This is a genomic window from Leuconostoc gelidum subsp. gelidum KCTC 3527, assembly GCF_000166715.1.
Lineage (GTDB): Bacteria > Bacillota > Bacilli > Lactobacillales > Lactobacillaceae > Leuconostoc > Leuconostoc gelidum.
In genome coordinates this window covers 100,064-126,871 of sequence record NZ_AEMI01000002.1, presented here as the reverse complement: position 1 = coordinate 126,871, position 26,808 = coordinate 100,064, and the positions used below count along the sequence as shown (strand labels likewise).

The following is a 26,808-nucleotide window of genomic DNA, read 5'->3' as shown; positions in this document are numbered from 1 at the left end:
TTGATTTGGTTTGGTCATTTACTAGCCCCTAGTTTTTAATGATATATTTAATATTCATTTTAGTATACTGTGTTAGAAAAAGAGCCCCGAATTTGGGACTTTTATGAATGAACGCGATTTAAATAATATAATGACAAAGGTATCTTTTCTACTTGATTGTTTGTGGAATAAGAAAATTTAGCTAACAAAACTATAATAATGGAGAAATATCCTATGGAATATTCAGAACTTTCTAAAATCAATTTGATGGATTTACTGGCACAAGCATATCAGGTCTTATCTGACAAAAAAGAACGAGAAGATCAAATAGCAACAATTAATCGTCGTGTGCATCAAACGCTAAATAAGCCGGTTGGATTTCAAGGTGTTTTGAAATGGGGAATACCTGCTGCTGTCTTCTTGATAGTTCATGTCATAGTATATTCTGTTTTAGGGATTGGTGTAGGTATTATCAGTGGTGGGTTTGCAGCGTATTATGCCTACAATTATAGTTCTGGTAAAAAAGATAAGGCATTGGCGAAAGATAAGGTAGCACAGTATCGGCAATTAGCATCTAAAGCGAAAAATGAACTAGAAATTTACCAAGCAAGTGATGCATTTATAGACAGTCTTGAGTTTTTATTGCCCGAAATGAAAGATATATATGCTGTAGCAGCTTTATATAACATCTTAAATAGTGGTCGAGCCGATAATTGGAAAGAATCTATTAATAAATATGATACGGAAATACATAGATTTCGCCAAGAACAGAATCAACAAGAAATCATTAATAATCAAAAGAGACAAATGATGAATGCTGAGCAAAATAATATTTTACTCAATAGAATAACTACCTCTATTGGAGCACAAAATGCGATGATTGCTACGCAAATTACACAAATTGATAATATTACTAAAACTACCACATCCATCGGCAGTGATATTAATGCAATTAAAAATCGATAAAAGGTCGTATACCAATGGGAATATTTAAATTTTTTGGCAATTATGTTAAGCAACAAACGATTCAAAATTTAGCTGATTCTAGCGGTTTTGCTCGAGATTTAATTAGAATTAATCAGATTAAAAAGCGTGAGAATGCACAGAATATATTTGGTGTCAAATTGGAATATGTACCAGAAACCTCTGAAGAAGAATTAGTCAGTGTCTCTAGTGAATTATTTAATATGACGAAGGATCAAACATTGAATTATGTGGCAGCTACACCTGTTGTATATATTAAAGAATTGGATAATGATGAAGCAAGAGAAGTTGTTAAATATTTAAAGAGTATTGGTATTCAGTCAAGTGTTGCTAAAGTAAGGTAGAACACTTAGAGATTTAAAGATTTTGATATCTAAAAGTAACATACTATAGGGAGAGTATTTAAATGAGTCAATATAATAATGGTGCAACAACGCGTAGTGAAAGATATGCTGTTAAATCACATAAGCAGATAATTGCTTTAACAACAGCAACGGTAGTTACAGCAACAATCTCATCAACTACTATCAATGTTAGTGCCGATGAAATTAAGGACAATCAGCAACCAGATGTCGTAACACAGACCAATTCAAATGTGGCAACACCAAAATCAGATTTTGACAATGCCAAAAACTCTGAAGCTCAAAAGTTAGCTGATTTGCAAGCACAACAAAAAGCTGATGAAGAAGTCAAGGCTCAAGCTAATGCTGATGCACAGGCTGCTACTGAACAAGCAAATGTCAAGGCTTTAGCTGACGCACAAGCTGCTCAAGTTGCAAAAGACCAAGCTGATGCGCAAGCCGCAGCCCAAAAGTTAGCTGACCAACAAGCTGCTGATGAATCAGCAAAGGCACAACAAGCACAAGCTGCCCAAGTCGCTCACGATGCTGAAGTTGCCAAGCAACAACAAGCTGCAACTGATTTTGCTAATCAACAAGCTCAAGAATCAGGTTCTGCCCAAGCACAACGTGATGCTGCGACAAATCAATATAATTCTGATACAAAAGCAACACAAAATAATGCTGCCACAACAGATAAAGCCATTGATTCGGATGCTCAAAAAGCAACTGATAAGGCTACGACTGAACAAACCACAGCCAATCAAACTGTCGATGCTATTCAGGCTCAAAACACAACTGATGCTAAGAATCAACAAGCCTCAGCTTCTAACAATCAAACAGCTGACAATACAAAAACAGAATCAGCTCAAAAACAAGCTAATGCGTCAACAGAAGCTTCTGCTCAAAAAGCAGTTACTACAGCGCAAGCTAATGTTAACAAATCAACTGTCAAGACTGCTACACCAACAAATCCATATGCCGATGATGCCACCTTTGACCAAATCAATTCTGTTGGAAACTTACCAACTAAGATTTCTGACCCAAAGATTCCTGCCAGTCATGTCAATGATGCCACATATTATGATTATTACAAATACTCTGGAACTAATGACAATACTGCGCAAATCAAAGGAGCTCCAACTAATGCTCAACAAAGAGAATTAGCCGATTATGCAGTTACCCTTGTTAATTCATACCGTATCTCTAAAGGACTTGCACCTGTTCGCTGGACAGAACAAAATCAAAAAGCAATTATTGCTTCGGCTAAAGCTCGTGAAGACGCTGGAGCTGGCTTCCAACATACCGTCTATATTGGTGGCTCAGCAACACAACAAACCAATGATGCCTACACTGCTGAAAACATGTTTTTGGGTGGTGAAAATCTAGGTGTTGCAAATGATTCTGACTTGACAATGCTTTCAGCTAAAGTAACTATCTTAAATGTCATTACTGCCATGATTTATCAAGATGGCGCTCATTTCAATGGTCATTTGAACAACTTTATTGCCAATGACGAAATTCTTGGCTTTGCTTTACAAAAGAACGACAATGATGGTTGGCCATACATCTTAATCTTCCAGACTGCCAGTCTTGAAAACGATTCAGATTTGACTACTGATATTGCAACGACTTCAACACAAACAATTGAAGCTGCTCGTGGTGGTAACTCACAGGCTAACAAACAAGCCCTAACAGACGCTCAAGCTAAATTGAGCCAAGTTAAGTCTGACAATGCAACACAATTATCAAACTTGCAGGCAAAGAATCAAAAAGCACTTGATAGCATCAAACAAGCTTTTGCTGATGCTATTGCTCAAATCAAGACAACTCATGATAAAGCTATTTCTCAAAATGCAACTGTTTATGCTAATGAAATTGCAAGTATCAAGGCTGACGCCACAGCAAAGCATGGTGCCAACGCAACAAAATTAGCTGAAACCTTAGCTAATTTGAAAGACAACTACGATGCAAAGATTTCAAGCATCAAGGACATGTCACCTGAAGAACTGGCCAATAAGAAAGCTACTGAAAAGGCAGCCTTTGACAAGGTTCAAGCAACTGAATTAGCTACGTTTGAGACACAACAAGCACAAGATGCAAAAACTTTTGCAACAAACTTAGATACAGCTTTAGCAAACTTAAAGGCGCAATTAGATGCTGATTTGGCAACAAAGACTGCTCAAGGGGCCAAGAATCTCAATCAATTGCAGATTCAAAATACTGACGCTTACAACCAATTAGTTTCAGCCAATGCCAAAGCTTTGGCTAATTTGAAAGCTTCAAACGTTAAGAGCTATGCTAAAGCACAAGCTGACAGTCAAGCATACTTGAATGCCATTAACCCAGCAAATGCTAAGCCATCAACGCCAGACCACTCAAAACCTAATTCTGGCAATACTGATAAGCCTTCAGCCCCAAGTCATCAAACTGGTCACAACACACCAACAGGGACTGACTCATCTCAGACATCTACAAAGAACTCTCAAGCAACTGATGGTAAGTCATCAACTGAAAAGACTAACGTCTCAGCTCATAATGATAACTTCATTTATGATGCGAATACCAAGTCATTGAACCGCGTGTCATTAGAAAATCAATATATGAACGTTATATCTCATCCCAAGATCAATACATTTGGACCAGTAAAGCAAGTTAACCAATTTACTACTACACAGACTAGCTTACTGCCACAAACTGCAAGGGATCAACAACACAGCAATCAAGCACTATTAATCAGTTTATTTGGTTTACTAGGTGTGTCATTGTATGCACCAAAACATATGAGAAATAAACGGTTTAATGCATAGTATTAAAAAAATTAACAAAGGACTTCAAAGTATGCAATGTTTGAAGTCCTTTTTAATTATTAATCAAAAGAACCCCGACATAGGGACGTTTAAGTAAAAACACTGTTTTTATATTATAATTTTTAAATTAGTGGATTTTTACTGAAAAAATATAATAGGGAGAGTACACATGGCTACAAAGCAAGAGTGGCAAGAATATTTTGCACTAATTAATGATCGTCAACCAACGGCAGATGAGGTATTGGCAGCAATTGAAAATGGAGAAGTGACATTAGAGAAACAAGAACATAACACATCTAAGGTAGCTATTACTGAAGATGCTAATCGTGTCTACACAAATGCTAAGCAACATGCTGGAAATTATTGGACTTGGGTGAAGCCAATTATTGCACATCCTAGTCGGTTAAATGATGTATCTGGTAATATATTTCTGTGGGTATCGTTTGTTATCGCATCACTAACTGGGGCATTTTCATTTTCAAACGTTATTCGGCGTGGTATGAATGCTGCACTAAATAGTTATTCGTCTTACGGCACAGATTTAACCAAGATTCGCAGTCAGTTAAGTGTTTTAAATTGGCAACTATTTTTCTACGTTGCTATCATTTTTGCCGTATTTTATCTGGCAGCATTACCTGGTTTGCTGTTGCTTAATCGTCGCTACTTTACTGTGAACCAAACGGTATGTAAGTATTTAAAGTGGTTTGCACCATTATCTTTGATTAATATTATTGGTGCTATATTATCATTTGTTGTGCCAATTCCTTCTATATCAGCTTCATCGTTGGAAAACGTATCTTCAATTGTTAATACTTTTTTCACTTCTTTTACTGTAATTGGCTTTATTTTGATTTTGGGGGCGGCCTTACTAGTTGCAGCGCAACAATTTTTAATCTCAGAAGTGCACTTGCATCAAGGAAAGTTTGATGCTGCATGGGTAGTTTTACTCCAGTGGTTTATAAGTGTCGTTGTGATTTTCATTGAATTGCGTGTTGTTATCGTGCCGCTACTTCAAAATCTAACGCAATCATTAGGAAATTGGTGAGGTGCCTATCATGGATCAGAAAAAAGAATGGTTAGCTGATTTCAAAGCAAAAAATCACCGTAACCCAACAATAGAAGAAGTTACTGAATCTGGTAAGAATGGGTTTGTTTGGGTAGGTATTCAATCTACTCAAGGTGAAGAAGAATTAGTAACATCAAAACCTGTAGCCACGTCGGCAGAAACTTGGCGTGATAAGTTTGAATTAGTTAATGGTCGCTTACCTAACCTTGAAGAGGTTCGTCAAGCTAAAATCGCTGGCTTTAACAGCGTCACACCATTAGCAATAAATCAAAATAAGAATGAACCAAATCCCGTTCTTAGAGTATCGAGACAAAAAATGTCTCCAGGTAAAAAAATTGCAATAACAACTGGTGTAGTGGTTATTGCTGTTGGAATTGTCTTGGTGACTTGGGGAACTAAGTATTATGCTAAAGCAGCAACGGCACAACGTACTTTAAAAGTGTTAAAGTCTGAAAGTGCAGCACAATACGCAAAGAATTTTGTCTGGTCAGATACAAAGAAGAAAATTGATCAAGACGCCTTATCTCCTTTTATTAACAATATGGCTAGTGCTAAATGGTCCAATCAACGAGAAAAAGACATTTATAACCTCATGTTATCAGGACAAAATGATGATGGTTTTATTTTCAAACGTACGGGGAATGCTTTCTTAGTCTTCCCTAAATACCAATTAACTGTCAAACCAGTTGATTTTAACGTGTCAACGAATAATAAAGGCATGACGCTCAAAATGAATGGCACAACGATTGGGAAATCAAATTCTAATCGTTATTCTAAGTCATTTAAGCACCAAGTTAGCGGGTTGTATCAATTTAATGCGACTGGTAAAATCAGTGGTCAAGATGTCGCAACCAGTGATGAAAGGAAAATTGATAGTTCAACAGATGTTAACTTGGCAATTGAAATGATTAGTTTTGATGTCAATTCAAATTTAAGTTCAGGTGATTTGTACATTGGTGAGACAAAGGTTGGGACACTAAAAGATGGGTTGTTGTCAGTGAAGGACATGCCAGTTAGTAAAGGTGCCAAAGCCTATGTACAAGCTAAGTTTGGAGATCAGACCATTCGAACAAGTAAAACAAGTTTGAAAGATTTATATGATGGCGAAAGTATCAATTTAAATGCAGATGATTTAATGACAGAAGATGATGCCAACAGCACAGTTTCGTCAATGTATGATGCTTTGGGGTCATATGCTTCACAAGAAGAGGATCCAAATAACTTGGATATGTTTAAAAATGGTGCTAATAACAAGGCTTATCAAGACTATAAAAAAATAATACGTCACAATCTTCATGATGCCAAACGAAATGCAGAGTCTGTTTCATTTAAGTCACCAAATGTTAAATCAGTTAAACAAACAAGTTTGACAACAGCAGATGCTGTTTATCAGGTAAAAACTGATTTTCGCTATACGACTGATGATGACAACGACTCATATGGTGATGTAACGCAAACATTTGAGCTAACTGCACATATGGTTTATGACAAACGCAATAAAGTATGGCAAGTTGAGTCAATTGATTCAGATCAAAAGAAAATATCAGAAGATAATAATGTTAGTTAATAATGAAAAGAGAGCGTATAAAAATGTCTGAAAATAATCAAAATGGTGCAAGTCATGTTGTGATTAATAATGTTGTCGTGGAAAAAAATAGTATTGGCTTAGCTGGCTTAATCGTCGCAATTGTTGGCTTTTTCTTGTCGGTTTAGCACTTTCTATTGGTGGCTTATTCCGTAATCCTAAGGGAACAGCGATCGCTGGTTTAATTATTTCTTTCTTAGATCTCATTCTACTAATCATATTGGTAACTTTAATTGCTGGCGTGGCTAGCGCGCTTTAAAGCACAATTTGTTTGTTTAAAACAATGAGTTCAAGCACAATTGATAAATATTGTTTAACGCCTTTTAAACAATAAAAAAATCTGACTGATATGATTTAGTCAGATTTTTATTTAGCCGAATTTAATACTTTGAATTTTGCTGTCCTATAATCAATTTGAATGCCTGGTTGGACGTTGAAAATCCAATAGTTTAGATTTAATGTTTTGCCGTTGTCTTGAATAGATTTTGCCATGTAATGTACACCGCGTGCGAGACGATCATCGCCAACATAAAGCGGTGTGACTTGACCTCTGATTGAAATGTTTGGATGTTTATTGATCGCGTTTCGAATATCATCTTCTGGCACCAGCTGGCCGGGGTACGCATTTTGTACGCGTGTCCCAGTTGTCATGTTTTCGGTCACCATGGTTGGCATACCGAAAAATTGATAACCAACAATATGAGATTTATTCCAAAGTGCTTGTTTGCCATTACCCAATTTGACATTGGGATTATCATGATAACCACCGACCCATTTTGTGCCATCGAATCTATCGTTGATAAACCAACCAGAAGGGCGTACATCGTATGATATGCGATCAGGACGGGTAGTCACTTTGTTAATACTAACTTTGCTGGCAATAAAATTACCCTGCTGTGATCGTCCTTGGTTATCTAAAGGTGACAAACTTAGGCCATCGACTGGTCGCCATTTTGAAGCTTGCGATGGGAAAGTTTGCTTTAATTCAGATTCGGTGAAAGTGGCTTGATTATTGTTGACATGCACAATATCGCCATTAAGTGTCCCATCCCATTTTAAATCTAAAAGCGCTTGATTATTAGCGGCAACTACTTTGGTATATTTTGAAGTTGGTTCAGATTTTTTTTGCTGATTTTGTTGACTCTGCCAAAAATAAAATCCAATTACAGCAACTAAAATTAACAAAGATAAAAGTTTGTTTTGTGGTTGCTTTTTTCGTTTGTAAGTACGTTTTCTTGCCATATTATTCTCCATTAAAATCTTTTAAAATCATACCATTTTTAACGAAAAATAAAAACAAGTATGCACGAATTAACGCTTGCATACTTAGTTAATGACATTATTTCAATAAGTCCCATTCTGCTTTGAACTGTGCAAGAAAGTCTAACATGAATTGGTGTCGACTTGTTGCAATTTGACGTGCTGTTTCAGTATTTAGACGATCTTTTATTAATAGTAGTTTTTCATAAAAATGATTAATGGTCGTACTGTCATCGTGTCGGTATTGTGCTTTGCTTTTGGGTGTGCGTGGCATAATAGCGGGATCATAGAGGACACGATTTTTTACCGCACCATAAGTAATTGCTCGTGTAATGGCAATAGCGCCCATGGCTTCCAAACGGTCGGCATCTTGCACAATTTGACCGTTAATACCAAGTGGTTCGGCGTTTCCTTCAATTGATTTAGACCATGACATATTATCAATAATCTGAATCATTTCAGTGATTTCTACACGTGAAACTTGAATAGCTTGCAAAAAAGTGATTAAGTTTTTTTTTGCTGCTAACGCTTCTGCTTCAGTGGTAAATAGCTTGTCATCATAGACATCATGCAACAGTGCAGCGGCACGAACAATAAATTGATTAGCACTTGGTTCGTGAATCAAGATTTGATTGGCTAATGCAACGACACGATTAATATGATCAACACTGTGGCCTGTATTATCTTTAGCGAGTGCATGTTGCATGTAATCAGTGATTTCTGTGAGTTGTGTCATGTCATTAATCTCCTTTGATTATTAATAGATGCATGATTAACTGTATCAGTTTTGAGATGGTTGTGAAAGGTCTAATAGTATCCGGGACAGCTGGTTACATTTTTAATTTCTTTAGAAAAACTATGAAAATAGTTTAAAATTCGTTATAATTATCTTATAAAGCACGCCTCATATGGCAAAGAACATGTGTTGTGATTTCAGCGCATGACAGAAAGAGAGACTCATATGTCAGAACCAAATAATGTCCTTTTTAATACTGCTAATCTCACCGATTCAGCGGTTATCTATGATAAGTTTTCAAAATCAGAACAACAGTTTTCTGTTCAAAAAGATAAAACTTTCTATATTACGACACCTATTTATTATCCTTCAGGAAAGTTGCAGCTTGGGAATACCTATACAACGGTTCTTGCTGATGCGGCTGCGCGTTATCATCGTTTGTTAGGGGAAGATGTTTATTTTTTGACTGGAACTGATGAACATGGACTTAAAATTCAACAAAAAGCAAAAGCTGAGGGCATACCTGAAATCAATTATTTGGATGGTATGGCGAAAGACATTAAAGATCTATGGCAACTGATGGATATTTCATACGACGACTTTATTCGTACAACTGAAGAACGTCATGAAAAGGCTGTCCAAAAAATATTTACGACATTACTTGAAAATGGTGATATTTATAAGGGAGAATATGAAGGTTGGTACTCTGTTTCAGATGAAGAGTATTTTACTGAATCACAGTTGGCAGAAGTTTATCGTGATGCAGATGATAAAATGATTGGCGGTAAAGCCCCTTCTGGGCATGATGTTGAGTTAGTTAAAGAAGAGGCATACTTCTTCAAAATGAGTAAGTATGCAGACTGGCTGCTTGATTATTACAAAACTCATCCAGAATTTATTCAACCTGAAGCACGCATGAATGAAATGATTAATAACTTTATTGCGCCTGGACTGGAAGATTTGGCAGTTACGCGTACAGCCGTGGACTGGGGAATCTCAGTTCCTGGAGACGAAAAACATGTTATCTATGTTTGGATTGATGCATTATCTAACTATATTACCGCGTTAGGTTACGATTCAGAAAATACAGATTTGTTTGAAAAGTTTTGGCCAGCCAATGTCCAATTAGTCGGTAAGGAAATTGTACGTTTTCATACAATTTATTGGCCTATCATGTTACATGCGTTAGGCATTGAGTTACCAAAAGCAGTTATTGGTCATGGTTGGCTAGTGATGAAGGATGGAAAAATGTCAAAGTCTAAGGGCAATGTCATTTATCCTGAAGTGCTTGAGCAACGTTATGGGTTAGACGCTGTAAGATATTACTTATTACGGGCCATGCCATTTGGCAATGATGGGGTATTTACACCCGAAGACTTTGTAGCGCGTGTTAACTTTGATCTAGCTAACGATTTGGGTAATCTACTGAACCGTACAGTGGCCATGATTAATAAGTATGAAAACGGTGTTATCCCTGAATTACGGACTGGCAAAACTGATTTTGATGAGGCTTTAGTTCGCACAACAGAGGATGCAATTACTGATTATCATAAAAATTTTCAAGATATGCGAACCGCAGATGCATTAGAAAATATATGGACAATTATTCGACGTGCCAATAAATATATCGATGAAACGCAACCATGGGTTTTGGCCAAAGATGACACGCAAAAAGCTGTGTTATCAAATGTCATGGCACATTTAGCCGGTGCATTACGTATTGTCGCTGTCTTATTGCAACCTGTTTTGACCAAAGCACCTAAGAAAATTTACGAACAGCTTGGTTTTGAGTATCCAGAAAAGGGTGTGCGCATTGCTGGGCTAACATTTGGCAAGTTACCAACTGGTGGGACAGTCGTTAAGAAAGGCGAACCTATTTTCCCACGTCAAGACGTTGAAGAAGAGGTGCGTTTTATTTCGAGCCTCGTGTCAAAAGATACAAAGGGTAAGGGTCGTGCAGTCAAAGAAGAAGCTAAGAAAACTGCTGTTACAGACGAACCTGCACGTGAACTCATTACGTATGATGATTTTGCTAAAGTTGAGATTTTAGCTGCTAAAATCATAGCTGGTGAAATTGTTGAAAAATCAGAAAAATTGCTTAAATTCACACTTGATGATGGTTCAGGTAAACCACGACAAATTTTGTCAGGTATTCGCAAATGGTACGCTGATCCAGCTGTGTTAGTTGGCAAGACGGTCGCTATTGTGGCCAATATGAAACCACGTAAAATGGCTGGTGAATTATCAGAAGGCATGATTTTATCAGCTGAAAAAAATGATATTGTGACGGTTACTATTTTACCGGATTCAATTGCGCCTGGTTCGGGTATTGAATAAGCCTATGTAAGCTTTAAGAACTATAATATTTGGTATGGAATCGGTACAAAACGATGTTAAATTCATCACAAGGATGAATTTAATTTCGTAGCGTAATACAGGTTTTTCAATGATTGATATGCAACAAAAACGTTGATTGATTAGGCGTATTTGCTGTAAATTTGCAAATGAATTTTTGAAAAAAAGCAATCACTTGCGTTCGCTCAAGCATTAACTTTGTGCTATAATATGGTTGTTGACAAAAGTCAAAAACAAAATCTTTGGAGGATCTATACACATGACTGTTAAGATTGGTATTAACGGATTTGGACGTATTGGCCGCTTGGCCTTCCGTCGTATTCTTGAATTATCAGACAAGGCTTCAGATATTGAAGTTGTTGCAATCAACGATTTGACTAGCCCTGATATGTTGGCATACTTGTTGAAGTATGACTCAATTCACGGTACTTTGAACGCTGAAGTTTCATCAGATGATACTGGTATTATCGTTAACGGTAAGCACTACTCAGTTTATGCAGAACGTAATGCTGCTGACTTGAAATGGGTTGCTAACGATGGTGTTGACTATGTATTGGAAGCAACTGGTTTCTACACGTCAGCCGAAAAGTCACAAGCTCATTTGGATGCTGGTGCTAAAAAAGTATTGGTTTCAGCACCAGCTGGTGCTGTTCCTACAGTTGTCTATGGTGTTAACCAAGACATCTTGACTGCAGATGACACAATTGTTTCTGCTGGTTCATGCACAACGCAATCATTAGCACCAATGGCTAATGCATTGAACAAGGAATTCGGTGTTAAAGCCGGAACGATGACAACGGTTCATGCTTACACAGCTTCTCAAGCTTTGCAAGATGCACCTAAGTCAGGATTTGCTAAGCGCCAACAAAACCGCGCTGCTGCAAACACAACTTTGCCACATTCATCAGGTGCTGCTAAGGCTATTGGCTTGGTTATCCCTGAATTGGATGGTCGTTTGCAAGGACATGCATTCCGTGTACCTGTTATCGACGGTTCAGTAACTGAATTGACAGCTACTTTGGAAAAAGAAGTAACTGTTGATGAAGTCAATGCAGCAATGAAGAAGTACGAATCAGAATCATTTGGTTATAATGGTGATGGTCTAGTGTCAGTTGATATCATTGGTGACACACATGGTACAGTATTTGACCCAACACAAACTGAAATCACTACTGGTAACGGTTCTCAATTGGTTAAAATCTCTGCTTGGTATGACAACGAATATGGTTTCACTTCAAACATGATCCGTACATTGTTGCATTTCGCCACATTATAAAAAATATAAAGTAATACTAAAATAAAAACCTGCTTTGGCAGGTTTTTTTAGTGGCAACCTTTTTTAAACAAAATATGCTATACTTTATTCATCTATGCGAAAGAGGTTTCAACAGTGAAAGTTGCGTTTTCATCAGATAATCATTTTGACTTAAATAAGATTGATGTTAAGCGTGCCATGCATGTACAGGCGCTTTATTTATTGAACCAATCTGTTGATATTTATGTTATTGCTGGTGATTTGTTTAATGATTTTCAAAAATCATTATCATTTGCACGTGATATGCAGGATGCATTGGGCGATAAAATAATAATTCGGTTTATTGCTGGCAATCATGATATGGGTAATGGTGTGACATATGATGAGTTAGAGAGTGACATTGATCCACTCTATTTTCATAACAAGTTTATTGATTTAACGCCTACAGTGAGATTGATTGCTAACAATGGTTGGTATAACTATGACTTTGTTGGTGATGATTATACTGAAAAACAAATTCAGCAGTTTAAAAATTCATTTTGGTATGATCGACGAATTAAGCAACCTGTTTCAGATAAAGAACGCTTTAATCGTAATATGGCACAATTACAACACCAATTAGACATGGCTGATCATAAGCAAACTGTTGTTGTATCACACTTTGTCCCACGTAATGATTATATTAAACGTTTTCCAAATGGTGCATCACGCTTGGATATGGCTAATGCACTTTTAGGTAGTAACAAAGTCGGTGAAATTTTAGATAATTCTTATACTATTGCGACAATTACTGGACATCTACACTTACATCCCGCGCCATTAAAAGTTGGAAACAACATATATTACAATGCTGCAGTAGGTTATAACACAGCACGTGTTCATGAATGGGTTAGTGATGATTTTATGACAGAGTGGCAAAATCATCTTATTCTATTGGACTTTTAAGATACTGGCAACAGTATTTTTTTTATTTTACAATATTTAGTTTGACTATCGAAATAAATCATGAGATAATTTTGTTATTATATATTTCGATAGTCGAAGTATTAGACGAAAGGAAATGTGTGTTGTGATTTATAATTATCTCCATTAATAAGGTCACTAACCACGCTTACAAATCATGCCAGTTCTAACAACAACAGAAATTATGGATCTTATCCCAAATCGTTATCCCATTCTTTACATGGACTATGTTGAAGACATGGTCCCCGATGAATCAATCGTTGCGGTAAAAAATGTGACAATCAACGAACAATTTTTTCAAGGCCATTTTCCAGGGAATCCTGTGATGCCTGGTGTTTTAATTATTGAATCGTTAGCACAAGCAGCTTCAATTTTAATTTTATCATCTCCACAATTTAAAGGTAAAACTGCTTATATGACTGGCATTGATGATGCCAAATTCAAAAAAATGGTTGTGCCTGGTGACGTATTGAAGTTACATGTTACTTTTGGTAAATTACGTGCGAATATGGGGAGCGTAATTGTTGAAGCTAAAGTTGATGGAAAGACAGCGACATCTGCTGAGTTGATGTTTGTCGTTTCTCCAGATAAAACAGATGAATGACACACCAACACCGTATTTTGAAGAGTTAAATGATGAGCTTGTTGTCGTGTTTAATAATGTGATGTGGATTGAAGAAGCTGCTTTAAAGCAGAGCTATTTTTCTGATATTACATTAAAAGATATGCATACAATTGACGCCATTTCAATGTATTCTGAAAAAAGTGCATCACAAGTTGCTAAGATGATTCATTTAACCCCCAGTGCAATGACAACAGCTATTGATAGGCTTGTTGATAAGGGATACATTGAGAGGAGACGATCAGACAAAGATCGACGCGTTGTGCGTTTAGGTTTGACACACAAGGGCCGTGTTGTTTATCGTGCTCATCAAGAGTTTCATCGTGATTTAACGCACAACTTATTAAAAGATATGCAAGGGAGTGAAGTCGAAACGGTGAGACGTGCCATTCATAACTTGGTGAGTTATCTCAGAAACGTACGAAACATTAAAGGGGAGCCATGGAACATTTAAAGATTGTAGCCTCAGCACGGCAACTACCAGAACACCAAGTAACCAATCAAGAATTAAGTCACATTATGGATACGAATGATGACTGGATATTTAGTCGAACGGGTATTCATCAACGCCATATTGTGACAACAGAAAATACGAGTGATTTGGCTACGTCAGTGGCTAAACAATTATTAGACAAGTCAGGTATCACAGCAGATAGTTTAGATTTTATTATTGTTAGCACAATGTCACCTGACAGTTTATCACCAAGTACCGCAGCAATGGTTCAGGGGGCAATTGGTGCTAATCATGCTTTTGCTTTTGATTTAAGTGCTGCATGTTCAGGTTTTGTCTATGGGTTAAGTGTTGCTACTAGTCTATTATCAACACGATATCGACGTGGGCTTGTTATTGGGTCAGAAGTGTTGTCAAAATTAGTAGATTGGCAAGATCGTACAACAGCAGTACTGTTTGGTGATGGCGCAGCAGGTGTACTTGTTGAGACAACAACAGAAAATATTGGACTGCTTGGCGAACAATTGCGTACGTACGGTAATAAAGGGGATAATTTAGTAGCAGGGCAATTTGCTAATAAAAATCCTTTTGCTGGTGAAATTAGCCCAGTTGATCCATATTTTCATCAAAATGGTCGTGAAGTCTACAACTTTGCTACTCGTGAAGTTCCCGAGGTGTTACAAGCTGCCTTAGAAGATGCAGAAGTCGCAGCAGATGACGTGGATTATTATTTATTGCATCAAGCTAATGCTAGAATTGTCACATCAATTGCTAAACGCTTTGGACAACCTACGGATAAGTTTCCTACCAATATGGCCCAAAATGGTAATACTAGTGCAGCAAGTATCGGCTTATTGTTGGATGAACTAGTTGAATCTGGCAAGGTTCATGCTGGTCAGACAATTGCTTTTGTTGGCTTTGGCGGTGGTCTAACCGTTGGCGCGCAAATTTGGAAAATTTAAATAAATCGGTGTAGACGGCTGCACCGTAAAAATCTAACGAAAATACATAGACGGATATCAGGAGAATAGAATCATGACAGACACAGAGATTTTTGACAAAGTTAAGGAAATATTAGTAGATCAATTTGATTTAGAAGAAAATGAAGTGAGTTTGACAACAGACTTGACAAACGATATTGACGCTGATTCATTGGACTTATTTGAAGTCTTGAACCGCGTTGAAGACGATTTTGACATTAAGTTGGCTGTTGCCGAAGATATAAAGACAACACAAGACTTGGTTGACAAGGTTAAGGCGCAATTAGCAGCATAAATGTTACAAGTGATCAGTCAATGGTCACGTACATAGTTAATTTAAAGGAAAATATAATGGCAGTAATTGTAAATAACCCACTTTTTAAAAAATTAGGGATGAAATATCCAATCGTTGAAGGCGGTATGACATGGGCAGGAACTGGCGCTTTAGCAGCGGCAATTTCCGAAGCTGGCGGTTTAGGATTCATTGGTACAGGTTACTGGCATGGTGAAGATGTTCGTCGAGAAATCAAACGTGTTAAATCATTAACAGACAAACCTTTTGGGGTAAATGTGATGCTTTTGAGCCGTCATATTCGCGAAGTTTTTGACGTTATTATTGAAGAAGGTGTTGCTGTTGTAGCAACTGGTGCTGGCGATCCCTCACCCTTTTTGGCAGAATTACACGCAGCGGGAATTATTGTTATGCCGGTTGTACCTTCGGTTTCATTAGCACAGATGATGGAGAAAAAAGGGGTTGATGCTGTCATTGCTGAGGGTATGGAGTCTGGTGGACACATTGGCATGCTAACTACGATGACATTGGTACCACAAGTTGTCGATGCTGTGAACATTCCAGTTATTGCTGCTGGTGGTATTGGTGATGGTCGTGGTGTTGCTGCAGCCTTCATGTTAGGTGCAGCCGGTGCGCAGATGGGAACGCGATTCTTAACAGCTACTGAATCTGAAATCCATCCAAATTTCAAAGCTAAAATTATCAAGGCAAAAGATATTGATACGATTGTTACTGGTAATATCCTTGGAAATCGTGCTCGAGTTTTGAAAAATAAAATGGCAAAAAATTTCGTTAAAAATGAAGTGAACGAATTACAAAAAGAAAAACCAGATGCAGCCGCAATGGAAAAACTTGAGTCTGGTACATTACGTCGTGCAGTTCAAGAAGGTGACAAAGATGGTGGTGCATTTATGGCTGGTCAAATATCAGGATTGATTAAAGACGAAAAGCCAGCAGCAGATATTTTGTCAGATATTTGGACACAAGCAACTGATTTGATGGGTATTGACAATACAACATTGTAATATCAACCAATGATTGTTGGTGTGATTACAATTAGATAATATGTGAGGTTTAGTAGTATGAAACTGGGAATTTTATTTAGTGGTCAAGGGGCACAAAAAGCTGGTATGGGTCTTGATTTATATCAAAACATACCAGCATATCAAGCAACAGTTGATCAAGCGTCTAGCATTTTAGGCTATGATTTACAAGAAGTAGCAAATGATGACGCAAAAATTAAACAAACAGCATATGCACAGCCTGCTATTTTAACAATGAGTAACGCAATAATCAATGCATTAGGTGACGCATTACCAACGCCAGTAGCGGGACTTGGATTAAGCTTAGGGGAGTATTCTGCGCTATTAGCTAGTGGCACATTAAATTTTGATCAAGCTGTTGCTATTATTAAAGACCGTGGTATGTATATGCAAACTGTTGGTGATGCAAATCCTGGCAAAATGGTCGCTGTAATGGGAGATAACCAAAAGCTTGTTACAGATATTTTAACAACGTTACAAGCTGATGGTAAACATGTCTACCCAGCTAATTATAATACCTTTGCTCAGTTGGTTATTGGTGGCGTACCAAGAGATGTCGATATTGCAATGACTGCGTTATCGGAAGCAGGGATACAGCGGATGGTAGAATTGCCAGTATCTGGTGCATTTCATACGCCATTATTGACTGATGCAGCAACACAATTGACAGAACGCTTGTCTGGTGAAACGTTCGGAGACATGCAATATCCCGTGTATTCAAATACAACAGGGACACAATTTACCAAAGAAACGCTGTTTAATACATTAACTAAACAAATTATTTCACCAACATATTTCGCGCAAGCTATGCAAAATATGTTAGATCTAGGTGTTGACACATTCTTAGAAGTAGGGCCATCTGATACTTTGATCAAATTTGCTAAGAAAATCGCACCAAAAGATGTGAAGCGATATGCGATTACTGATTTAGAAAGCTTTAATGTGGTCAAAGAGATGTTGTTAGCAGAAGGAGAAAGTGTTTAATGATGATGGACTTTACAAACCAAACTGTATTAATAACTGGTTCTTCGCGTGGTATTGGCTTAGCGATTGCCAAAGCGTTTGATGCAGCCGGTGCGCATGTCATTTTACATGCACGTTCAGAAATAAAACCAAATATTTACGCGGATTTTAAACAAAAACCTCAAATTCTACAATTTGATATTGCAGATGCGGAAGCAGCAGAAGCAAGTTTGAAGGCACTGTACAAGCAAGATAATTTTGCTGGTGTTGATGTGTTAGTTAACAATGCTGGCATTACGAAGGATCAGTTGGCCATGGCTATGGCACCCAATGATTTTGCAGAAGTTGTCAATGTTAATTTGAATGGTACTTTTAATGTGACACAGCCAATATTCAAAAAAATGATTCGCCAAAAGCATGGAGCAATTATTAACTTAAGTTCAGTTGTTGGACTAATGGGAAATATGGGACAGATTAATTATGCAGCTTCAAAAGCTGGTATTATTGGTTTGACTAAGAGTCTGGCTAAAGAAGGCGCTCGTCGCGGCATTCGTGTTAACGCTATTGCGCCTGGTATGATTGTTTCAGATATGACCAGTGTATTATCGGAAGAGACACAGGCTAAAATTTTAGAAAATATTCCATTATCTCGATTTGGTGAAGCTAACGAAATTGCTGAGGCAGCATTATTCTTGGCTGGAAGTGCCTATATCACAGGACAAACGCTTAGTATTGATGGCGGACTATATATTTAATTAAAGGAGAATCACATGTCACGAGTAGTAATTACAGGTCTTGGTGCAGTTACACCGCTTGGTAATGATACAGAAACATTTTTGAATGGTATTTTCAATGAAAAAATTGGTATCAAACCTATTACCAAGTTTGATGCGTCAGAAACTGGTATTACGGTAGCTGGGCAAGTTGATGGATTTGATCCAGCACAACGCGTCGGCAAACGCGATGCACGTAAAATGGATTTATTTTCTCAATATGCTGTTGATGCAGCTGATCAGGCTTTGGAAAATGCTGGTTTAAAGTCAGCAGAAGGTTCAGAAAATCCAACAACGGTTCAAGATCCAACACGATTTGGTGTTATCTTAGGTAACGGTATTGGTGGATTGACAACTATTCAAGATCAAGTGATCAAAATGCATGATAAGGGACCACAGCGCGTTAGTCCATTATTTGTACCAGAGTCAATTCCAAATATGGTATCTGGTAATGTGTCATTACGTTTTGGTGCAAAAGGGGTTAACTACACCATTGTTACAGCATGTGCTTCAGCAACTAATGCTATTGGTGAAGCATTCTGGCGTGTTCAATCTGGGAAAGCAGATGTCATGTTAACAGGTGGTGCAGAGGCAACAGTTAACGAGATTGGTATTGCTGGCTTTGCGGCATTAACTGCCTTGTCAAAAGAAGAAGATCCAGCGCAAGCTTCAAAGCCATTTGATAAAAATCGTCACGGATTTGTTCTTGGTGAAGGTTCTGGTATTTTGGTTATCGAAAGTTTGGAACATGCACAAGCACGTGGTGCTCACATATTAGCTGAATTGGTAGGTTATGGTTCATCATCAGATGCTTATCATATGACTTCGCCATCACCTGATGGTGAGGGTGCTGCACGAGCAATGTTAGATGCGCTGCAAGATGCAAAATTGCCAGCAGAAAAAATTTCGTACATTAACGCACATGGTACAGCAACAGGCGCTAATGATTCTGGAGAAGCACACGCAATTGCGACTGTTTTTGGTGAAAACACATTACCAGTGTCATCAACAAAGGGTATGACTGGTCATCTATTGGGCGCAGCTGGCGCAATTGAAGCATTAATATCTATTGGTGCACTTGTCCGTGGTGAACTACCAGTTAACGTTGGTAATGATGAACAAGATGAAGATACAAAAGTAATTAACTTAGTAACAACGGCAACAAAAAAGCAAGTACCTGAATATGTTTTGAGTGCAAATTATGGTTTTGGTGGTCATAATGCAGCTGTAATTTTCAAGAAATGGCATGAAGAGGCTTAAATCATGAGTTTAAATATCGATGAAATCCGTAGTTTAATGACAGATTTAGAAAATAGTTCATTGCGTGAATTTAAAATTAATGATGGTGATTTTAGTTTACATCTGTCAAAAAATGATCAGGCGACAATTGTGAATACACCGGCAGCTCCTGTACAAACACAAGTACAAGAGCCAAGTACCATATCAGAAATAGAGGAACATCCATTGGCTAAGCCAGTTAAGGTTGGCACAGAGATTGTTGCCCCAATGGTTGGCACGGTATATTTACAACCTAAACCAGATGCACCTATGTTTAAAGCCGTTGGTGATAAGGTGTCTGTTGGTGAAACAGTTGCTGTTATTGAAGCAATGAAACTAATGACTGAAATTCATAGTGATGTTGCAGGTACTGTATCTGAAATCTTGGTTGAAAATGAAGAAGTAGTAGATTACAATAAGCCATTATATGTTATCATATCTGATTAATATATGCGGATTTTCCGCGTACATACCTGAATAGGAGGAAAGACATACAACGTTATGTTGTTGTATGTTCTAAAAAGCAAATGAGCGTTTTAAATACCCAACAAATTATGGAAATTATTCCACACCGTTATCCAATGTTAATGTTGGATACAGTTGAAGAATTGGTACCTGGTGAAAAAGCAGTAGCTTATAAAAATGTCACAATTAATGAAGAGATTTTTCAGGGCCATTTCCCAGGAAATCCAACTTTCCCGGGTGCATTAACTGTTGAAGCATTAGCACAAACAGGTGCTGTGGCCTTATTATCATTACCAGAATACAAAGGCAAGACAGCCTATTTCGGTGGTATTAAAAAAGCGCGCTATCGTCAAATGGTACGACCGGGTGATCGATTACGATTGGAAGTAACAATCGAACGTTTACGTGGTCCAATTGGTACCGGTAAGGGTATCGTCTGGATTGGTGATAAAAAAGCCACGACAGCTGAACTGACATTTATTATTGGAGATTAGTCGTGTTTAAAAAAGTATTGGTTGCGAATCGTGGTGAAATTGCCGTTCGTATTATCCGAACATTAAAAGAAATGGGTATTGCATCGGTTGCTATTTATTCAACAGCCGACAAAGATAGTTTACACGTGCAGATTGCTGATGAGGCAATTTCGGTAGGTGGCCCTAGACCAAAAGATTCATATCTTAATATGAAAAATATCCTAAGCGCAGCATTGCTTTCAGGGGCAGAAGCAATTCATCCGGGGTACGGTTTTCTTGCGGAAAATTCGTTGTTTGCTGAAATGGTTGGTGAAGTTGGTATAAAATGGATTGGCCCACGACCAGAAACAATTGAATTAATGGGGAACAAAGCTAACGCTCGTGAAGAAATGCGCCGTGCAAATGTGCCGATTATTCCAGGATCAGACGGCTTTATACGTGATTTTACCGAGGCAAAAGAAGTAGCAAATCGTATTGGTTATCCATTATTGCTTAAAGCAGCAGCTGGTGGTGGCGGTAAGGGTATGCGTTTTGTTTATGGCGAAGATGAATTATCTGACAAATTTGATGATGCACAGAATGAAGCGCGATCATCTTACGGCGATGATCATATGTATATCGAAAAAGTCATGGAACGTGTGCGTCATATCGAAATGCAAGTATTTCGTGATGAAAATGGGCATGTGATTTATTTGCCGGAACGAAACTGTTCTTTACAACGAAATAATCAAAAAGTTATGGAAGAATCACCAGCAACCGGTGTAACACCAGAAATGCGAGCACATTTGGGTGATATTGTGACACGTGCTGCCCAAGCCTTGCGTTATGTTAATACTGGCACAATTGAATTTTTGCAAGATCGTAATGGTTCATTTTACTTCATGGAAATGAATACACGTATTCAAGTGGAACATCCAGTATCTGAGATGGTAACAGGATTAGATTTGATTAAGCTACAAATTTCAGTTGCTGCTGGTGAAGATTTGCCTGTTTCACAAGACGATGTACAAGTGAATGGGCATTCTATAGAAGTACGTTTGACAGCAGAGCAGCCTGAAAGGCACTTTGCACCAAGTGCTGGTACGATTGACTTTGCTTTCTTGCCTACAGGTGGTCCTGGTATTAGAATTGACTCAGCGTTATTTACAGGTGATAAAATTCAACCATTTTATGATTCAATGATTGGAAAATTAATTGTACATGGCGCTGATCGCTCACAAGCTATGTCTAAAATACGACGTATTATAGACGAAACAGTTATACGTGGCGTGGATACCAGCCGTAATTTTCAAAAAGCATTATTAAATGACCCCCAAGTTCAACGTGGGGAGTTTGATACGCGTTATCTAGAAAGTGAATTTTTACCACGATGGATAGAAAGTTTACCCAAGAGTGAGTGAGGCACAATACCGCGTATGGCAAACATATGCGGTATTGTTATATTCATGGCAGAAAGTATTTGATGAAAATGAAGAGGAGGCTTGTGCTTACTACTGGTTAAGTATATTATCGTTTTTAGCATTAAAAATGATGTTCATATATGGATAATCGGTGTTTAAATGAGTGAGCGCACTTTACAATATGGATTTATATAATAATCAAAAATCAACCTCAAAAATTAAGCGGGATGCGTCAGTCAATGATCGTATACCAGATGGTTTATTTCTAGCGTGCCCTTATTGTGGTGTGCAAATGTATAATAAACAGCTTGGGGCTTTTCGTGTTTGTGACCATTGTGGTTATGGGTTTCGTTTGCAGGCACGTGAACGAGTTGAACTTCTGACAGATTCATTTGAAGAAATGGATTCAGAAATCGAAATGATGAATCCTGATTTTCCTGGCTATGCCGACAAACTTGCACGAGCTAAATCTCAAACCGAGTTAGGGGAATCAGTCTTAACAGGTGTTGCAAAAATTGAAGGTGAAAAAGTAGCACTTGGTATTATGGATTCATACTTTATGATGGGATCGCTTGGTTCAATGACCGGTGAAAAGATCACACGTCTTTTCGAATATGCAACTGAAAATTTTTTACCTGTTGTATTATTTACCGCATCTGGTGGTGCACGTATGCAAGAAGGTATTAACTCACTTATGCAAATGGCCAAAGTTTCTGCAGTTGTTGCAGCACATCAAGAGGCTGGGTTGTTATATCTTGTTGTCCTAACTGATCCAACGACAGGTGGTGTCACAGCAAGCTTTGCCATGCAGGGCGACATTACTTTAGCTGAGCCGCATGCGTTAATTGGTTTTGCTGGTGCTCGTGTAATTGAATCAACTATTCATGAAAAATTACCTAAAGATTTTCAACGTGCAGAGACGTTGATGACAAATGGTTTTGTTGATCAGATTGTGCCGCGTTCAGAACTGAACCAAGTAATTGCAAAAATAGTGAAATTGCATCATGTGACGGAGGTTTAACATGGTAAATATTGGATTGAATCTCTTTAAACATGAATTAACGCCTGCAGAAGTCGTTAAAAAATCTCGAGAAGATCGCTTCTTAGCACGCGAAATAATTGATGGCATATTTACAGACTTTGTGGAATTACATGGTGATCGTTTAAGCGGCGATGATATGTCCGTAATAGGTGGAATTGCAGCATTGAATGGCACACCCGTGACGGTGATTGCAATTGATAAGGGTATTGATATTCATGATAAATTAAGTAAACGTAATGGTTCACCAGAACCATGGGGTTATCGAAAAGCACAACGCTTAATGCAACAGGCGAATAAGTTTCATCGGCCAATTATCACGTTTATTAATACACCGGGTGCTTTTCCAGGTAAGACGGCAGAAGCACAAGGACAGGGTGAGGCCATTGCCACATCTATTTTAGAATCTATGAAGCTCACTGTACCAATGATTGCTATTATATATGGTGAAGGTGGTTCAGGGGGGGCTTTAGCCTTAGCAACAAGTGATCAAGTATGGATGTTTCAAAATGCTACCTATTCAATTTTGTCTCCAGAAGGGTTTGCTTCCATTTTATGGAAAGATAGTAAACGCGCTGATGAGGCGGCAGCTGTTATGGGATTGACGCCAAAGGACCTACTAGCAAAAAAAGTCATTGAATATGTCATCCCAGAGTCACGTAGCCATACTCGTGTATTTAATTTAATGCGCAAACGGTTAGATGATGAATTTAAGCAGTTGAATGCTTTATCACCTCAAGATTTGATCAAACAAAGACGTGCACGTTTCAGAGCATTTTAATATGTTATAATAAGTTATTGACATTTGTCGGTAACTTTTTTATTTAAATGATTTAATAAAAAGGTAGTTGTATGATAGAATTCATATTTTGGGGTCGTTTTTGGAATTCGACAGGTTGCTTAGGGCATGGACTGCGTTTCGCCATCCGGGCGTTAAAACGGGCAGACATTTTAACTGCAAAAAACGAAAACTCTTTCGCAATCGCTGCTTAAAAAACAGTGAAGCGTAACTTAGTCTTGGTTGCTGACATCTGAGATTAGGTCATAAAAGGTCAGATCGCAAATATGCTTACATCTGGAACATGTTTGTCAAAATAATCAGGTTAGTGGTGTGTAGTGGCCTTGTGTTGTGGCGTAACATATCATGAAATTTAAATGACAATACTATAAGCGTAGAAGTTTATGTACCGGGTGGTTTGGACAGGGGTTCGACTCCCCTCGACTCCATTCAGCATTTCATGGCGTTGCATGAGGTTTCAAAACCTTGATGTAGCGCTTTTTCTTATGAAAAACATTGCACTGCATTTCACACAAAATGGGAAACATTTTAATTACGTAAGTAAGCCATTTTTTATTCACACAAAATGGAAATATTAAGCACATCAACAAGAACGTTTATATACTTGATATGTTATTGAGTGTTTATACTCAAATATGTTTAAAACGTTTCTGTGAGCGTATGTTAGGGGGCTATTGGTACGATAAAAGGAAAACGTAGTATAGCTGATATTTTCAATAAATGTGACAGAAAATTAATTTGAAAAAGTCCTAAAAACAACTTTCTAAGAAAGTCATAAATAGATCACTGGGATGATTATTTATTGAATAAATATGATACGTTTATGTTTAACAACGTATCGGTATAAATTAATGGGGGAATCTGTAATTATGAGTGATAGTAATGTTAAGTATGGGATTTTTGAGAAACATAGTTGGAAGGATGTTCTGTGGAATATTGGGAATCGAACAGCGGGTTTTACACGTCGCTATTATTTTTATCAGGAACATGACGGAGAACGAACTTTATTGTCTAAAAAAGCATTGTTAACCTTATTATCAACAAATGAAGATATGAAAAATTATATTTCAAAAGATGAACGTTATAAACAATACATATCTCCTGATAATATTGTAATGAGCGAGAATGGTGAATTTTTTGCTGGTTTAATTAATATGGACTATATTAAAAAGATTATTAATTATTTGAACTCAAGAGTTGAGAGTAACAAATAGTTATAATCACAGATTACTATACTTTAAGTAAGTTGTAGTCGACTAAAGATCACGTTCTTCAAGAATAGAGGGTGGTTTTTTATTTTTCATCTGTTTTGGTTATGGAAATTAAAAATATCCCCCGCCCCTATAAATTTTTTTCAAAATTAAACATTTTTGTAAGACAACGATGTGTGTGCTCTCTATTCTGGTAACAAGGACAGGGATATTAAGTGCAAGGGAGCATACTATCAAAGCAAGGCACAAAAATATGTGTTCTAGGTATTAATCATCCCCACATAATGAATAAATTAAACACAACAGAACAGGCATAATTTGAACATTAGACATAATTAATACTATGAACAGCTAACAACGCTTAAAATGGATATTAGGGCGTTTGGTAGAATTGTAATTTCAATGTATAATGTATTAATTATAAAATTATAAGTAGGGAAGTATTGTGATGTTGAATATTATTTATTGGTTAGTTATTTTTATGTTAATTTTAGTTGGGGCTTTGTTAATCTATAAAAGTTACAAGTATAGTAATGTAAAACTAGCTTGGTGGGATTACTTATTGTATGTTTCTGTATTTATATCGTGGCTCATAGTTAATAAAAATGTTGATATTACGTATTTTGTTTCTTTAGTTACTACAATAGCTGTTCTATATTTACTGTTAGCCACGCACAAGAAAAGTTCATGATAAAGAAAACCACGACCTAGATTTAAACTAGATCGTGGTTTTTATATTGCTAAATATTGCTTATTTTTCTCTAATCGTGCTTGGTAGTCTGGGTCATTAATAATGGCATCATATTGTTTACTTATTTCGTCAGCATGTCTCTTCTTTTCAAGTTGTATGATGTCTAAAAGGGTACAAATTCTGTTGATTAATTTATCAATATATTCGATTTTATGAACATAGGTATTCCAGTGCATCCCCTTAGGCTTATTGTGCAAGGACAGAGTTATTGGGTCATAGCGTAAATAACTATGGAAATGCCAGGCATATTTTGGGTTTAACTCTGTTCTAATATCAGCTAGCAACTTATCATAATAAATAAACTTAGAAATATGGTCACGTTGTACCTTGTTATCTTGCAGTGGGTAATATAGTTTGGCACAGGTACGACAAGCCATTACTGACTTCACATCATACAAGGTGCCTTTACGTTTACCACAGATAGGGCATACAAACCAATAACGTACACCACCATAATTAGGGGATGTTGTCGTGAGTTTTACTTTATGGCCATTGAATCTAACGTAATCCTTAACACTGTGAATATTAGAGACAATATTCTTTATACTTAGTTGTTTATAGTCTGTAACTGTCCGCATAACCTGTCTAAATCATTAAGTAAATTTTGTAACCTTTTGCAACCATGATTGGTTGTTTAAGTCTATTATACTTGATATGGTAGGCATTACAAACGTTGTCACAGCGTGTAACCTTGTTACAAAAAAGGTTACATTAGCGTTGTATTTTATTGCAACCTTGTGAGCCAACATATTGTAGAATATATGTAGTTAGTAAAAATATAAAAAGTCCGTACTTGTGGATTAATAGAACAAATAGGAAGGCGGATATTATGAACATAAAATTAAACGAACGAGAAGTAGAAATTTTGAAGTATATTTTACAATCATACAATGAATTTGAAGGGGAATACTTGATGCCAGAAACTGCATTTAGTTTA

The 26,808-nt window shown here is 37.2% G+C and carries 26 protein-coding genes and 1 other RNA gene; 24 read left to right on the top strand and 3 right to left on the bottom strand.

Going from position 1 to position 26,808, the window contains the following annotated elements:
• Window positions 1-213: 213 nt before the first annotated feature.
• The 6 genes from EUI_RS0100915 to EUI_RS10890 all read left to right on the top strand — a co-directional run bounded on the left by EUI_RS0100915 (window position 214) and on the right by EUI_RS10890 (window position 6,890).
• Window positions 214-945 carry a hypothetical protein gene (locus tag EUI_RS0100915; protein WP_010015439.1) on the top strand — a complete coding sequence of 244 codons (732 nt, stop codon included), beginning with the start codon at window positions 214-216 and terminating at the stop codon, window positions 943-945.
• Between the two features lie 14 nt (window positions 946-959).
• Window positions 960-1,307, top strand: coding sequence for a hypothetical protein (locus EUI_RS0100910; protein WP_010015438.1), 348 nt, complete (start codon window positions 960-962; stop codon window positions 1,305-1,307).
• Between the two features lie 62 nt (window positions 1,308-1,369).
• A complete protein-coding gene (locus EUI_RS0100905; protein WP_010015437.1) occupies window positions 1,370-4,111 on the top strand; it encodes an SEC10/PgrA surface exclusion domain-containing protein in 2,742 nt (913 codons plus the stop codon).
• A gap of 169 nt (window positions 4,112-4,280) precedes the next feature.
• Window positions 4,281-5,156 carry a hypothetical protein gene (locus EUI_RS0100900; RefSeq protein ID WP_029508485.1) on the top strand — a complete coding sequence of 292 codons (876 nt, stop codon included), beginning with the start codon at window positions 4,281-4,283 and terminating at the stop codon, window positions 5,154-5,156.
• Between the two features lie 10 nt (window positions 5,157-5,166).
• Window positions 5,167-6,744 carry a TcaA 3rd/4th domain-containing protein gene (locus tag EUI_RS0100895; RefSeq protein ID WP_010015435.1) on the top strand — a complete coding sequence of 526 codons (1,578 nt, stop codon included), beginning with the start codon at window positions 5,167-5,169 and terminating at the stop codon, window positions 6,742-6,744.
• A 23-nt stretch (window positions 6,745-6,767) separates the two neighbouring features.
• The gene (locus EUI_RS10890) at window positions 6,768-6,890 is read left to right on the top strand and encodes a hypothetical protein (protein ID WP_010015434.1); all 123 of its coding nucleotides are present in this window, start codon (window positions 6,768-6,770) and stop codon (window positions 6,888-6,890) included.
• A gap of 238 nt (window positions 6,891-7,128) precedes the next feature.
• On the opposite strand, the gene EUI_RS0100885 is transcribed toward EUI_RS10890, so the two are convergent.
• Both EUI_RS0100885 and EUI_RS0100880 read right to left on the bottom strand, forming a co-directional pair.
• Window positions 7,129-8,004 (bottom strand): DNA/RNA non-specific endonuclease, encoded by an 876-nt coding sequence (locus EUI_RS0100885; RefSeq protein WP_010015432.1) that lies wholly within the window; start codon window positions 8,002-8,004, stop codon window positions 7,129-7,131.
• Window positions 8,005-8,101: 97 nt separating this feature from the next.
• Window positions 8,102-8,758, bottom strand: coding sequence for an HD domain-containing protein (locus EUI_RS0100880; protein WP_010015431.1), 657 nt, complete (start codon window positions 8,756-8,758; stop codon window positions 8,102-8,104).
• A gap of 225 nt (window positions 8,759-8,983) precedes the next feature.
• On the opposite strand from EUI_RS0100880, the gene metG reads away from it, so the two are divergent.
• From metG to EUI_RS0100795, 18 genes are all read left to right on the top strand, one after another.
• A complete protein-coding gene (metG, locus tag EUI_RS0100875; protein ID WP_010015430.1) occupies window positions 8,984-11,095 on the top strand; it encodes a methionine--tRNA ligase in 2,112 nt (703 codons plus the stop codon).
• 277 nt (window positions 11,096-11,372) lie between these two features.
• Window positions 11,373-12,389, top strand: coding sequence for a type I glyceraldehyde-3-phosphate dehydrogenase (gap, locus tag EUI_RS0100870; RefSeq protein WP_010015429.1), 1,017 nt, complete (start codon window positions 11,373-11,375; stop codon window positions 12,387-12,389).
• Between the two features lie 114 nt (window positions 12,390-12,503).
• Window positions 12,504-13,313: a metallophosphoesterase gene (locus EUI_RS0100865; RefSeq protein ID WP_010015428.1), complete on the top strand. Its 810-nt coding sequence runs from the start codon at window positions 12,504-12,506 to the stop codon at window positions 13,311-13,313.
• Between the two features lie 175 nt (window positions 13,314-13,488).
• The gene (fabZ, locus tag EUI_RS0100860) at window positions 13,489-13,935 is read left to right on the top strand and encodes a 3-hydroxyacyl-ACP dehydratase FabZ (RefSeq protein WP_010015426.1); all 447 of its coding nucleotides are present in this window, start codon (window positions 13,489-13,491) and stop codon (window positions 13,933-13,935) included.
• Window positions 13,928-14,407 carry a MarR family winged helix-turn-helix transcriptional regulator gene (locus EUI_RS0100855; protein ID WP_010015424.1) on the top strand — a complete coding sequence of 160 codons (480 nt, stop codon included), beginning with the start codon at window positions 13,928-13,930 and terminating at the stop codon, window positions 14,405-14,407. Before fabZ (EUI_RS0100860) ends, EUI_RS0100855 begins: the two co-directional genes overlap by 8 nt.
• Complete coding sequence (locus EUI_RS0100850; RefSeq protein WP_010015423.1) at window positions 14,395-15,366, top strand: beta-ketoacyl-ACP synthase III; 972 nt, start codon at window positions 14,395-14,397, stop codon at window positions 15,364-15,366. Before EUI_RS0100855 ends, EUI_RS0100850 begins: the two co-directional genes overlap by 13 nt.
• 73 nt (window positions 15,367-15,439) lie before the next feature.
• Window positions 15,440-15,679, top strand: a complete 240-nt coding sequence (locus EUI_RS0100845; RefSeq protein WP_010015422.1) for an acyl carrier protein — start codon at window positions 15,440-15,442, stop codon at window positions 15,677-15,679.
• 56 nt (window positions 15,680-15,735) lie between these two features.
• Complete coding sequence (locus tag EUI_RS0100840; protein ID WP_010015420.1) at window positions 15,736-16,701, top strand: nitronate monooxygenase; 966 nt, start codon at window positions 15,736-15,738, stop codon at window positions 16,699-16,701.
• 57 nt (window positions 16,702-16,758) lie between these two features.
• Window positions 16,759-17,703 carry an ACP S-malonyltransferase gene (locus EUI_RS0100835; protein ID WP_010015418.1) on the top strand — a complete coding sequence of 315 codons (945 nt, stop codon included), beginning with the start codon at window positions 16,759-16,761 and terminating at the stop codon, window positions 17,701-17,703.
• A gap of 2 nt (window positions 17,704-17,705) precedes the next feature.
• A complete protein-coding gene (gene fabG / locus EUI_RS0100830) occupies window positions 17,706-18,437 on the top strand; it encodes a 3-oxoacyl-ACP reductase FabG (protein WP_029508484.1) in 732 nt (243 codons plus the stop codon).
• A 15-nt stretch (window positions 18,438-18,452) separates the two neighbouring features.
• Window positions 18,453-19,715, top strand: coding sequence for a beta-ketoacyl-ACP synthase II (fabF, locus tag EUI_RS0100825; protein ID WP_010015414.1), 1,263 nt, complete (start codon window positions 18,453-18,455; stop codon window positions 19,713-19,715).
• Between the two features lie 3 nt (window positions 19,716-19,718).
• Window positions 19,719-20,180: an acetyl-CoA carboxylase biotin carboxyl carrier protein gene (gene accB, locus EUI_RS0100820; protein WP_010015413.1), complete on the top strand. Its 462-nt coding sequence runs from the start codon at window positions 19,719-19,721 to the stop codon at window positions 20,178-20,180.
• 80 nt (window positions 20,181-20,260) lie between these two features.
• The gene (fabZ, locus tag EUI_RS0100815; protein WP_010382722.1) at window positions 20,261-20,692 is read left to right on the top strand and encodes a 3-hydroxyacyl-ACP dehydratase FabZ; all 432 of its coding nucleotides are present in this window, start codon (window positions 20,261-20,263) and stop codon (window positions 20,690-20,692) included.
• 2 nt (window positions 20,693-20,694) lie between these two features.
• A complete protein-coding gene (locus EUI_RS0100810; RefSeq protein WP_010015411.1) occupies window positions 20,695-22,071 on the top strand; it encodes an acetyl-CoA carboxylase biotin carboxylase subunit in 1,377 nt (458 codons plus the stop codon).
• Window positions 22,072-22,252: 181 nt separating this feature from the next.
• On the top strand, window positions 22,253-23,092 hold the full coding sequence (locus tag EUI_RS0100805; protein WP_010015410.1) for an acetyl-CoA carboxylase carboxyltransferase subunit beta: 840 nt from the start codon (window positions 22,253-22,255) through the stop codon (window positions 23,090-23,092).
• A 1-nt stretch (window position 23,093) separates the two neighbouring features.
• Window positions 23,094-23,891, top strand: a complete 798-nt coding sequence (gene accA, locus EUI_RS0100800; protein WP_010015409.1) for a carboxyltransferase subunit alpha — start codon at window positions 23,094-23,096, stop codon at window positions 23,889-23,891.
• A gap of 90 nt (window positions 23,892-23,981) precedes the next feature.
• Window positions 23,982-24,340: a transfer-messenger RNA gene (ssrA, locus tag EUI_RS10270) on the top strand.
• A gap of 438 nt (window positions 24,341-24,778) precedes the next feature.
• Window positions 24,779-25,123 (top strand): hypothetical protein, encoded by a 345-nt coding sequence (locus tag EUI_RS0100795; RefSeq protein WP_010015407.1) that lies wholly within the window; start codon window positions 24,779-24,781, stop codon window positions 25,121-25,123.
• Between the two features lie 729 nt (window positions 25,124-25,852).
• Here EUI_RS0100795 and EUI_RS0100785 read toward each other — a convergent pair.
• A complete protein-coding gene (locus EUI_RS0100785; RefSeq protein ID WP_010015405.1) occupies window positions 25,853-26,449 on the bottom strand; it encodes a hypothetical protein in 597 nt (198 codons plus the stop codon).
• Window positions 26,450-26,808 lie beyond the last annotated feature (359 nt).

Bases quoted from the DNA above. Each gene is read 5' to 3' on its own strand.
- fabZ (WP_010382722.1), top strand. From the start codon at position 20,261: ATGAGCGTTTTAAATACCCAACAAATTATGGAAATTATTCCACACCGT.
- EUI_RS0100805 (WP_010015410.1), top strand. From the start codon at position 22,253: ATGGATTTATATAATAATCAAAAATCAACCTCAAAAATTAAGCGGGAT.
- EUI_RS0100880 (WP_010015431.1), bottom strand. From the start codon at position 8,758: ATGACACAACTCACAGAAATCACTGATTACATGCAACATGCACTCGCT.
- EUI_RS0100845 (WP_010015422.1), top strand. From the start codon at position 15,440: ATGACAGACACAGAGATTTTTGACAAAGTTAAGGAAATATTAGTAGAT.
- EUI_RS0100915 (WP_010015439.1), top strand. From the start codon at position 214: ATGGAATATTCAGAACTTTCTAAAATCAATTTGATGGATTTACTGGCA.
- EUI_RS0100840 (WP_010015420.1), top strand. From the start codon at position 15,736: ATGGCAGTAATTGTAAATAACCCACTTTTTAAAAAATTAGGGATGAAA.
- EUI_RS10890 (WP_010015434.1), top strand. From the start codon at position 6,768: ATGTCTGAAAATAATCAAAATGGTGCAAGTCATGTTGTGATTAATAAT.
- accB (WP_010015413.1), top strand. From the start codon at position 19,719: ATGAGTTTAAATATCGATGAAATCCGTAGTTTAATGACAGATTTAGAA.
- EUI_RS0100910 (WP_010015438.1), top strand. From the start codon at position 960: ATGGGAATATTTAAATTTTTTGGCAATTATGTTAAGCAACAAACGATT.
- EUI_RS0100895 (WP_010015435.1), top strand. From the start codon at position 5,167: ATGGATCAGAAAAAAGAATGGTTAGCTGATTTCAAAGCAAAAAATCAC.
- EUI_RS0100900 (WP_029508485.1), top strand. From the start codon at position 4,281: ATGGCTACAAAGCAAGAGTGGCAAGAATATTTTGCACTAATTAATGAT.
- fabZ (WP_010015426.1), top strand. From the start codon at position 13,489: ATGCCAGTTCTAACAACAACAGAAATTATGGATCTTATCCCAAATCGT.
- EUI_RS0100835 (WP_010015418.1), top strand. From the start codon at position 16,759: ATGAAACTGGGAATTTTATTTAGTGGTCAAGGGGCACAAAAAGCTGGT.
- accA (WP_010015409.1), top strand. From the start codon at position 23,094: ATGGTAAATATTGGATTGAATCTCTTTAAACATGAATTAACGCCTGCA.
- gap (WP_010015429.1), top strand. From the start codon at position 11,373: ATGACTGTTAAGATTGGTATTAACGGATTTGGACGTATTGGCCGCTTG.
- metG (WP_010015430.1), top strand. From the start codon at position 8,984: ATGTCAGAACCAAATAATGTCCTTTTTAATACTGCTAATCTCACCGAT.
- fabF (WP_010015414.1), top strand. From the start codon at position 18,453: ATGTCACGAGTAGTAATTACAGGTCTTGGTGCAGTTACACCGCTTGGT.
- EUI_RS0100885 (WP_010015432.1), bottom strand. From the start codon at position 8,004: ATGGCAAGAAAACGTACTTACAAACGAAAAAAGCAACCACAAAACAAA.
- EUI_RS0100905 (WP_010015437.1), top strand. From the start codon at position 1,370: ATGAGTCAATATAATAATGGTGCAACAACGCGTAGTGAAAGATATGCT.
- EUI_RS0100855 (WP_010015424.1), top strand. From the start codon at position 13,928: ATGAATGACACACCAACACCGTATTTTGAAGAGTTAAATGATGAGCTT.
- EUI_RS0100795 (WP_010015407.1), top strand. From the start codon at position 24,779: ATGAGTGATAGTAATGTTAAGTATGGGATTTTTGAGAAACATAGTTGG.
- fabG (WP_029508484.1), top strand. From the start codon at position 17,706: ATGATGGACTTTACAAACCAAACTGTATTAATAACTGGTTCTTCGCGT.
- EUI_RS0100850 (WP_010015423.1), top strand. From the start codon at position 14,395: ATGGAACATTTAAAGATTGTAGCCTCAGCACGGCAACTACCAGAACAC.
- EUI_RS0100785 (WP_010015405.1), bottom strand. From the start codon at position 26,449: ATGCGGACAGTTACAGACTATAAACAACTAAGTATAAAGAATATTGTC.